This window comes from Bradyrhizobium sp. Mp27, from assembly GCF_029953005.1.
Classification (GTDB): domain Bacteria; phylum Pseudomonadota; class Alphaproteobacteria; order Rhizobiales; family Xanthobacteraceae; genus Bradyrhizobium; species Bradyrhizobium barranii.
The window spans coordinates 1-10,264 of sequence record NZ_JASAUS010000204.1; the positions used below are offsets into that span (position 1 = coordinate 1).

Annotated in this window: 7 protein-coding genes; all 7 read right to left on the minus strand. The window is 61.5% G+C overall.

Annotated elements, in window-relative coordinates:
• Window positions 1-1,444: 1,444 nt before the first annotated feature.
• Window positions 1,445-2,647, minus strand: a complete 1,203-nt coding sequence (locus QJT78_RS44895; protein WP_212480919.1) for a site-specific integrase — start codon at window positions 2,645-2,647, stop codon at window positions 1,445-1,447.
• A 198-nt stretch (window positions 2,648-2,845) separates the two neighbouring features.
• Window positions 2,846-4,156 carry an ABC transporter substrate-binding protein gene (locus tag QJT78_RS44900; RefSeq protein WP_028152081.1) on the minus strand — a complete coding sequence of 437 codons (1,311 nt, stop codon included), beginning with the start codon at window positions 4,154-4,156 and terminating at the stop codon, window positions 2,846-2,848.
• A 161-nt stretch (window positions 4,157-4,317) separates the two neighbouring features.
• Window positions 4,318-5,154, minus strand: coding sequence for a methyltransferase (locus QJT78_RS44905; protein WP_157790304.1), 837 nt, complete (start codon window positions 5,152-5,154; stop codon window positions 4,318-4,320).
• Window positions 5,155-5,494: 340 nt separating this feature from the next.
• Window positions 5,495-6,730, minus strand: coding sequence for an ABC transporter substrate-binding protein (locus QJT78_RS44910; RefSeq protein WP_038944916.1), 1,236 nt, complete (start codon window positions 6,728-6,730; stop codon window positions 5,495-5,497).
• Between the two features lie 40 nt (window positions 6,731-6,770).
• Window positions 6,771-8,249, minus strand: a complete 1,479-nt coding sequence (locus QJT78_RS44915; RefSeq protein ID WP_028152083.1) for an ATP-binding cassette domain-containing protein — start codon at window positions 8,247-8,249, stop codon at window positions 6,771-6,773.
• The gene (locus QJT78_RS44920) at window positions 8,249-9,175 is read right to left on the minus strand and encodes a branched-chain amino acid ABC transporter permease (RefSeq protein WP_014493139.1); all 927 of its coding nucleotides are present in this window, start codon (window positions 9,173-9,175) and stop codon (window positions 8,249-8,251) included. Before QJT78_RS44920 ends, QJT78_RS44915 begins: the two co-directional genes overlap by 1 nt.
• Window position 9,176: 1 nt before the next feature.
• Window positions 9,177-10,052, minus strand: coding sequence for a branched-chain amino acid ABC transporter permease (locus QJT78_RS44925; RefSeq protein WP_038944917.1), 876 nt, complete (start codon window positions 10,050-10,052; stop codon window positions 9,177-9,179).
• Window positions 10,053-10,264 lie beyond the last annotated feature (212 nt).

The window sequence follows — 10,264 nt, forward strand, 5'->3', positions numbered from 1 at the left end:
GGGCGTCCGCCCCCCGTTCGCCCAACCCATCCCTCAAGCGCGTTGCAAAGTACCGGTCGTCAGGCGGTGAAAAGCCGAAGGCAATCCTGTGCGCCTCGTCAGACAAGATGTTCGGCCGCATCAATCGGACTAGAAAAACGCACTCTCACGAATAGGACGGGCTAGATCATTGGCAAAGCCCGAAATGGCTCTCGCAAGTTTGGAGCTGTCAAATCGATCCTGTTCGGCGCACCAAAGTCCGAGAATTAGACCGAGTTCGGAGTAGATCGCCTTAACTGCTTCTGGGGTGAAAACGGTTTGAGGGCAAATCTCCGAGAGCGCCCCCCGGAGATCTGATTCACTCAAAACACGAGGGTTAGGTCCGTCCAAAAACGGAGTCGAGATTGTCACACCGCTAATCGGTAACCGCGCCATCAATCCAGACCCAAAAAATGTTGTGCACGTGACCTAGAAGACGGTGGCTATAACCTCGGTGGCATAATCGTGGCGGGCCAGCGCAAAGCTGTGGAAATGTCACAAAATGACGCGCCTTGAGGGCAAAACCTCGATCTCTGTGGTGCGGGAAATCTGGAATTAGCTGGTCGGAATCCCTTGCGATCAAACGTCCCGCTAGCGCCTGCGCTTTCCGTCAAATGTGGAAACCTCCTGTACGGCATCGACAGTGGGAGAACTTGCGATACTGTGCAACCACAGAGGGAGGCGGATATCCTGAGTCGAAAGGACGCACTGCTTCGTGGTTGGCGAGCGAATCCGGCATCACTAACAATGGTGACAACGGATTTTGGCTAAGTTGCTTTCTTGGTAGCGAGAGCGGAGGACATGAAGGCGACCGGCGGAGTGCACAATCTCGGAAACCGCACGAGCACCAAATTCGGATGTGATGATCAAAGGGCAGGAAAAACTAGACTCCGCCACAAAACATAAGCCAGCGTTTATGTTTGACGGAGCCGCATACACAAAGCATCATCGGGATCCGCGTCGGCGCGGTAGTCGAGACATCTTTACCTCTCCGAGCTCTCGGCGTGCACTGTTAGATTCTTTAGAGCTACTGATATCGGATGTCCTCTCGGTTGAGGTAGTGTCCAAGTAAGATAGACCAGGCTGCCTAAAGTCCAATTTTTCAACGAATACAAAGAGGTGGTTGCCATCAATGGCGCCTTCGCCATTGCTTTGGCTCTGCTTTTAGCCGTCATCGCCTTTTTGTTCAGTGAAGAAACCCACTTGGTTATCGGCTTCCTGATAACTTTAGCCAGCCTAGGTCCAGCGTCCGCATCACTGTTGCTCCTTTGGTCACGATGGAAGTCGAACACCGAAGTCCTGCGAGAGTCCGTGGAAGCCCTCCACAAGCAACTGTTGAACCCCAGTTAACGGATACAATTTCCGAGGCTTCCTGCGACGTCAAAACACCCATCCCCGCGAATCCGATCAGCAGCATCGAGCTGGATCAAGCCGCTCGGCGAAGAACATTAGTTTCAACGGCATTGCCGGTGACCCGATTTACATGGGCACCCCACATTTCTAGAGCCTCTCTGCGTTCGGCGAGGAAATCGTGGCGTTGATAAACGGCTGCCACACCAGAGATCGTGCCGGCTTGGTGGTTTAGTATTTTGTCGGCGACGTGAGGGGCGATCCCGAGCCTTGCCATTCCAGAAACGCAGGTTCGTCGCAGATCATGAAGGCGCCATCCGGTCACGCCGGAGAGCCTGTCGATCTCTCGCTTGGCGGAACTGAAGTCCTGAAATGAGTTATCTCCCGCCCGCGAGAAGACAAATTTACCTCGCTTGGCGGCTCGGGTCAAAACCGCAATGACCTCGTCGGACAGATGCACTTCGTGCGATTTCGCATTCTTGGTGCGGTCAGAAGAAAGCTTCCAGATTCGCGTCTTCACATCAAGCTCATCCCAGGTGCAGCGCGCCACTTCTTCGCGGCGTTGGCCGGTCAAGGCCAAGACCTCGACGATGTCGCCATAGGGGCCGCCAATCTGTCTTGCTGCGAGGACGACTTGGGCGAGTTCGGCATCGCTCAACACCCTATCCCGCGTCACCTGTTTTGCCGGAAGCGGCACACCGTCGGCGGGTGACCCGTCCAGCACGGCACGGCCCACACACCACCGAAAGAAGGTCTTGATCGACTTCAGCGCCTTGTTGGCGGCGACAGGAGCTCCGCGTTGCTCTATGGCGCTCACGACATCAATAACGTCGCGTTTGCTGATCTCGTGAATGCTCCGAGTGCCCCATGCCGACCCGACCTCTCGGCGAAGCATCCGGGAGATCTCCGGCGCAGACCGATTTTGTGAAATGTGCTGCGCAATAAAAGCCTCTAGGAGATCATCAACGCGGTCTGCAACCATCCTTCGGCGAGAGTCCTTCTTCTCCGCAGCGAGGTCGCGACCGTCCAGTTTTGCGGCAAATACCTTCTGAGCGGTCACGCGAGCTTGGTTGAGGGTCACTCTGCCGTACGGTCCAATGGTATATTTGCGTAGGCGGGACCCGGCTCCCGCTGTTCGATACAATACGACGAACACCTTGCGCCCCTTCGGCGTTACCTTGACGCCGAAACCGGGACAGCCGGTGTCCCAATGAACGATGTCCTTTGATGAAATGGGAAGAGCGTCAATGGCAGTCTTGGTCAGCTTCACACGCGGCATTTGATCCCTCGACCGGCGATGCTACCTCGAACCAAAATAGGTAGCACTGCATGGGTTACGTCAGGAACAAGCGTGACCGCCCGTCGCTGTTGACGCAAGCAATATCAACGCTGTATCCACTTCCAGGAAACAACTTCCATCTCCAGCAATCTCTTCCCCGAGAACACAAGGGGAGAGGGGAAGTGAGCGTCCGCATCATCATGCCCCGTAGGTCGACCCCTTCGGCAGCGGAAACACCGGGTCTTGCGTGCGGATATTGGTCGGCCACACCACCGAGATGCGCTCGCCGGCGTTCTGCATCACCACTGGCGTCGAGCGTTCGTTCTGGCCGGACAGCGGCGTTCCCGGCGGGAAGAATTTCACGCCATAGCCCTGGATGGTGCCTCCGGCGGGAATGTCGACGTCGAGCGCGGCCTTGCGGATGGCCTCGGGATCGAAGCTGCCGTATTTCTCCTTGGCGACCGGCAGCACGTTGTTGAGCAGCAACCAGGTCTGGTTGAAACCCATCGAGCAGTGTGGCGGTACTTCGGTCGCGCCGGTCTTGGCCTTATAGCGCGTGACCATGGCGTTGGTCAGATCGCCGATACCCGGTGCGAGCTTCGCGGGATCGAGCAATTGCGCCGGCACCGGGTCGATGTTGCAGAAATTGTCGATGTCGGCGCCGAAGGTCGCGCGCAGCTTGTCGAGCTGGCTGTAGCCGGCGCCGGCGCCGAACAGCATCTTGAAGCGCAATCCGCTCTCGCGCGCCTGGCGCAGGAACAGGGTGATGTCGGGGTTGTAACCGGCATGCGAGATCACGTCGGCCTTGGCGCGCTTGATTTTCGTGACGAGCACCGAGAGGTCGGGCGCCGAGGCGGAGTAGCCTTCGCGCAGCACCACCTGGATGCCGGCCTGCTTGGCGTAGGCCTCGTCGGCCGCCGCGACGCCGACGCCATACGGGCCGTCCTCGTGGATCAGCGCGACCTTGACGTCCTTCGGATCCATACCGAGCTTGCCTTGCGCATGCTCGGCGAGGAAGCTCGCGAACGCCTGGCCATACTGGTCGGAATGGATCTGCGCGCGAAACACGTATTGCAGGTTCTTGTCCTTGAACACGGCGGTCGAGACCGCGGTCGTGATCCAGAGGATCTTCTTTTGCTGCTCGACCTTGGCCGCGAGTGGCACCGCATGCGAGCTCGCATAGACGCCGTTGAGGATGTCGATCTTCTCCTGACTGATCAGGCGTTCGGCCTCGTTGATCGCGACGTCGGGTTTGCTCTGGGAATCCGCGGCGACCGGAACAATCTTGGTCTTGCCGCCGACACCGCCTTTCTCGTTGACGAGATCGATCGCGATCTGCGCGCCGATTGACGAGGCGACCGAGCCGCCGGCGGCGAAGGGACCGGTGAGGTCGTAGATCAGCCCGATGCGCAAATTCTCGGCTTGCGCCTGGGCCCGGGTCCAATCAAGGCTGAGTGCAGCGGCGGCAGCCGCAGTGCTCTTCAGCAGCTGCCTGCGTGAAGTCGGCATCCTATCCTCCCTCAAAACCCGTCTGTTGATTGGTCTTGTTATTTTTTTGCGAATTATGGGGAGCGGGATGATGGAAAGTCAACATGGCGAAAGGTCGATAGGCAGCTCATGGCGCAGAACGCAACTGCGAAGACGGACTGCATCGTGAGATTCGCCCGACCTCAGTTGGTGTCGGAGCGCTTGGCCTCGAATACCGCAAAGCCTGCGCCGTCGAGCAACGGCACCACCCTCGCCAATCGGAATCCGGCCTGCTCCAGCAGGGATCGATATTCGGCGTCGGTGCGCTCCATGCCTGAGACATTGACCAGCATCTCCATGTCGATATGGAGTACGCGCATGGCGTCGCGATGGTCTGGCTCGATCCGTCGTTCGATCAGCAGAACCCGAGCATGTCCCGGCATTGCCGCGCGAAGATTTCGCAGGATCGCCAGCGATTGTTCGTCGTCCCAGTCATGGATGATCTGCTTCAGGATGTAGGCGTCTGCGTCTGCCGGAATGGTTTCGAAGAAGCTCCCGCCGATGATCTCACATCGGTTCCTGCCTCCAATCGCCTCCAGAGAAGCACCGGCCACGACATCGGGAAGGTCGAACAGCACGCCTTGCATGGTCGGGTGCGCGGCCAGAATCGTTGTGAGCGTGAAGCCATGTCCGCCGCCTACGTCGACGATGCGGCCTATCCCGTGAAAATCGTAGTGCTTGAGCAGCGCATTGGCCAACCGGGCTGAGCTGGTCGTCATCGTCGCGTTGAAAATCGCCGAGAGCTCGGCGTCCTCGCGCAAATAGTCGAAGACCCCGGTCCCGTGTGCGTGATCGAAGGCATGCTGGCCGGTCTGTACGGAGTGCAGGAGATGGCTCCAGGATTGCCAGTGCGACTCGCTGAGCCATAGCCGCACCACCGGACAGATCGAAGCCGGGATATCGGCGCGGAGGGTAGACCCAAGCGGTGTCAGCGCAAACTGCTTCGGAGACGTCTCGTCGAGGAGGCCGGCACCGGCCACAATGGCGCGGGCCTGCCGCCAGGTGATCCGGAATGCCAAGCTCGACGGCAACGCGCAGGGCCTGCGAAATGCGGTAACCGCCGATCAGCCTGAATATCTGGGCGAAGTCTTGAGGTGCGGGAGATTGTCCGGGAGAGATGCCTGCGTCCATCTGAGATGCTCCGCTTCATCACCGGCGAGGTACATGGCGGAGGTTGCGGCAAAACGTCAACGTGACCCAAGGTCGCTACGGGCCGGCCGCGGCGCAGCATGCTTCCTGAAGGACAAAGAGATTCTCTAAGGACAAGGAAAAGCCCACCGCTCGCGAATGAGCGGTGGGCCTGATGCCGGGACGAGCCGGTTACTGCGAGAGCTTCACGAAGGCCGGAAACTTCAGCTTGCCTTCCGCGATTTTCTCGGGCCAGACCACGACCTGCTTGCTGTCCTGCCACTGGAAGACGAGGCCGGACACGGTCGTGGGACCGGATTTGATGCCGTGGGTGAACTCGTCGTCCTTGCCGTAGAACTGGATGCGGCCGATCGTGCCCTCGTAGTCGGTCTTCTCCAGTTCAGCGACCATCTTGTCCGGATCGGTCGAGCCTGCGCGCTTGATCGCTTCGGTGATGAAGTAGACCTCGTCATAGGCGGTGTAGCCGGTATAGGCCGGCGGCGTGCCGAACCTGGCCTTGAACGCGGCCGCGAACGGCTTTGTCTTGGAGGTCACGGCGACGTCGGGCGTCGCCACCGCCAGCGACGGCACGCCGTCGGCGGCGCCATTGGTGTCCTTCCAGAAGGTCGGGCTCAGCGCCTGCGCGCTGATGCCGAACATCGGGATCGGCACCTGCTGGTTCTTCCACTGCACCGTCGGCTGCACGCCGACATGCGAGATGCCGGTGACGATCACGTCGGGCTTCTTGCCCTCGATGTTGTTGAAGATCGGCGTAAAGTCGGTGGTATCGGGCGAGAAGCGCACATGCTCCACGACCTTCAGGCCCGCCTTGGGCAGGCAGGCCTCGTAGCCGATGTCGAGCGGCTTGGTCCAGGCGGCGTCCTCGCTCATGATCGCAACCGTCTTGAACTTGAGCTTGTCGACCAGGAGATCCTTGGCGGCATCGCAGACGAGCTGGGCCTGGGCCGCCGAAGTCAGATAGCCGTGGAAGGTGTACTTGTTCCTCTCGTAGTCGTTGTGGATCGCCTTGGTGATCTCGTTAGAGGCCGCGCCCGGCGTGATCAGCGGCATCTTCAGCCGCGCCGCCCAGGGCTCGAGCGCGAGAACGACTTCGGAGATATAGCTCGCGATCACGGCGGAGACCTTGTCCTCGCTCACCGCGCGCTGGAAGGCTCGCACCGAGTCGGCCGACGAGCTCTTGTTGTCATAGGTGACGATCTCGACCTTGCGGCCGAGAATGCCGCCCTTGGCGTTGATCTCGTCGGCAGCGATCTGCGCGCCGCCCGGGGTCGCAGCACCCGCGATCGACTGCACTTCGGCGATGACGCCGATCTTGATCGGATCGTTCGACTGCGCATAGGCGGGTGCGGCAAGGCATAGCGCCAGTGCGGAGGTGAGGAGGCTGCTGCCGAGGATTGAAGGTCGCATGGTCGCTTCCCTTTCTATGTTTTTATTGATGTTGACGGACTTAAAGAAAATCGGCGCCGGCTTCGCTCGCGAAGCGGCCGGGATCGCCCTCCCAGACGATGCGGGCATGCTCCAGCACATAGACGCGGTCGGCATGCGGCAGCGCGAAGGTGACATTCTGCTCGCCGAGCAACACCGTGATCGCGGTGGTCTGCCGCAGCTTCGTCAGCGCCTTGGACAATTGCTCGAGAATGACGGGAGCGAGGCCCAGCGTCGGCTCGTCCAGGATCAGGATCTGCGGCTGCATCATCAACGCGCGGCCGATCGCGAGCATCTGCTGCTCGCCGCCGGAGAGCGTTTGTGCCATCTGGCCCTGGCGCTCCTTCAGGATCGGGAATAGCTCGAACAGCCAGGCGAGCTGCGCGGCACGCTTGTCGTCGGAGAGATGCTGGCCGCCGAGATCGAGGTTTTCGCGCACGCTCATCTCGCCGAACAGCTCGCGCGATTCCGGGCATTGCACGAGCCCGCTGCGGGCGATTTTCGCGGGGCTCGTGCCACGCAACTTGTCGGCACCGCGCGCGATTTCGCCGCTATAGGGCAGGAAGCCGGAGATGGTGTTGAACAGCGTGGTCTTGCCGGCGCCGTTGAGGCCGACGACGGAGACGAACTCGCCCTCGTGGACGTGGATCGAGACGTTCTCCAGCGCCTGCGCCTTGCCGTAGAATACGCTGACATTCTCGACCTGGAGCAAAGGCACCTTGTCCTTGAAGCTGGTCTCGGGCCGCGCATGGGTCTCGATGGCGCCGCCGAGATAGACCCGGCGCACCGTCTCGTTCTTCATGACGTCGTCGGCCTTGCCGGTGACGATTTCCTCGCCGAGATACATCGCGAGCACGCGGTCGACGAGCGCGGCGACGCTCTTGACGTTGTGGTCGACCAGCATCACCGCGCGGCCCTCGTCGCGAAAGCTGCGGATCAGGTCGGAGAAGACGTCGACCTCCGCCCGCGTCAGCCCGGCAAAGGGCTCGTCCACCAGCACGACCTTCGGGTCACGCGCGATCGCTTTCGCAAGCTCCAGCCGGCGCAGATCGGCGAAAGGCAGCGTCGGCGGGCGGCGGTTCATCACGCTGCCCAACCCGACGCGGTCGGCGATCCATTTGGCGCGCTCGACCAGCGCCTTGTCCGGGAACAGCATGAACAGGCTGTCCGGCAGCAGCGCGACCATGATGTTCTCCAGCACCGTCTGCCGGTTCAGCGGCCGCGAGTGCTGGAACACCATGCCAAAGCCTTTGCGTGCGATCTTGTGCGCGGGCAGGCCGGCGACGTTCTCGCCCTCGAAGATGACTTCGCCTGATGTCGGGCGTTCGATGCCCATCACGCTCTTCATCGCGGTCGACTTACCGGAGCCGTTCGGCCCGATCAGGCCGAAGATCTCGCCGGCGTTCACCTCGAAGCCGAGGTTCTTCACCGCCGTCAATCCACCAAAGCGTTTTGTCAGGCCGCGGACGTCGAGCACGGGCCGGTTTGCGATCATATCCATCACGAGCGCGCCTCACGCGAGAGGGCCGCTCCGAGGAAGCCGCCGGGGAAGAACAGCACGACGAGCAGCGCGACCGCCGAGACGATGAAGGTCGCGAGCTCGCCGGTGGGACGCAGGAATTCACCGGCGACGATCAGGAAGATCGCGCCGAGCGCGGCGCCAAGCACGGTGCGCCGGCCGCCGAGCACGGCGGAGACGATCACGTTCACGCCGACCGCGACGTCGACGACGGTACCGACCGAGGCGGTGCCGAAATAGAACACCAGCAGCGCGCCGGATAAACCAGAGAAGAACGCGCTGACGATGAAGGCGGCGAGCTTGTGCTTGACGATGTTGAAGCCGAGCGCGCCGGCCTGCACCGGATCCTGGCCGCTGGCCTGGAGCACGAGGCCAATCGGCGATTGCGACAGGCCGTAGAGGATCGCCGCCGAGATCGTCATGAAGCCGAGCGCGATCCAGTAATTGGCGCCGGCGTTGATGGTGATGACGTCGGGGATGGTCAGGCCGATCTCGCCGCCGGTGAGATCGGCGAACACCACGATGAAGTTCTGCAACATCAGCACCGCGACCAGCGTGGTCAGGCCGAAATACGGCCCGCGCACGCGCAAAGCCGGCAACGCCAGCACGAGGCCCGCGATGACGGAGGCCAGCGCCCCCAGCACGATGCAGAGATAAACCGACCAGCCGAACTGGGCGTTGAGAATGCCGGCGGTGTAGGCGCCGACGCCGATCAGGAAAGTGGGCCCGAAATTGACCTCGCCCGCGAAGCCGAACAGCAGGTCCCAGGCCATCGCGAACACGCCGAAATAGAACGCGACGGTGAGCAGACCGAGCACGTAGCCGGAGACGTAGAGCGGCAGCGTCGCCGCGATGATGACGAGCGCGACCGAGATGAAGAACAGGCGGGAGGTGAAGAAGGTGGACATCTCAGCGCCTCCCCAGAAGGCCCTGGGGCCGGATATACATCACGAACACGAGCAGCAGCAGCGCCGGAATGGTGCGGTAGGCCGGCGAGACCAGATAGGCCGTCAGCGTCTCGAGATAACCGACCACGAAGGCCGCGATCAGCGAGCCGGAGACGCTGCCGAGACCGCCGAGCACCACGATCGAGAACGCGCTCGCCGTCAGCGGTCCGACGCTGTAGGAGCTGCCCCCTAAGAACATGCCGAGCAGCACGCCGGCGATGCCGGCGAGGATTCCGTAGATTCCCCACACCACGACGTAGATGTTGGTGAGCTCGAGCCCGAGCAGGGTGACGCCGCGCGGGTTCATCGACGCCGCCAGCACCGCCTTGCCGGTGCGGGTGCGGTTCACGAGCAGCCACAACAGCGCGATGACGAAGCAGCACACGATGGCGGTGAAGATCTCGTTTCGCGGCGTGCGGACGCCGAGGATCTCGACCACGCCCTCGACGATCGGCAGCACGGTCTTGGCGTTGTTGGTGAAGAAATAGGCGATCAGCTCCTGGATCATGATGCCCCAGAGCAGCGTTCCCGTGAGGACGAAGATCTCCTTCTCCTCATTGGGGATGCGCCGGGAGTCCTGAATGGGCTTCACCACCGCGAAATAGGTCGCGAAGGCGGTGAGGAGGGCGACGGCGACCCCGATCAGCGCACCGGCATAGGTGCCGACGTTGAGGATGCTGGCAGCGGCCCAGGCCGCCACCGCTGCGGCTACCATGATGGCACCGTGGGAGAGGTTGAGCACGCCGGAGACGCCGAAGATCAGGGTGAAGCCGGTGGCGCCGAGAGCGTAGAGAGCGCTGATGGCAAAGCCATCGATCAATATCTGGAAAGCTCGCATCTATGATTGGCCGGGTGGCAGCCGAGCTGCCGCTTTGAGGAAAGGTGCTGCGGAGAGCCGCATGTGGAAGCTCCCGGGAGGTGGTCCCGGGAGCATTTCCTGCTAGCCCGTCCTATTCGTGAGAGTGCGGCTTTTGGGCCCGATTGATGCGGCCGCACATCTTGTCTGACGAGGCGCACAGGATTGCCTTCGGCTTTTCGCCGCCTGACGAC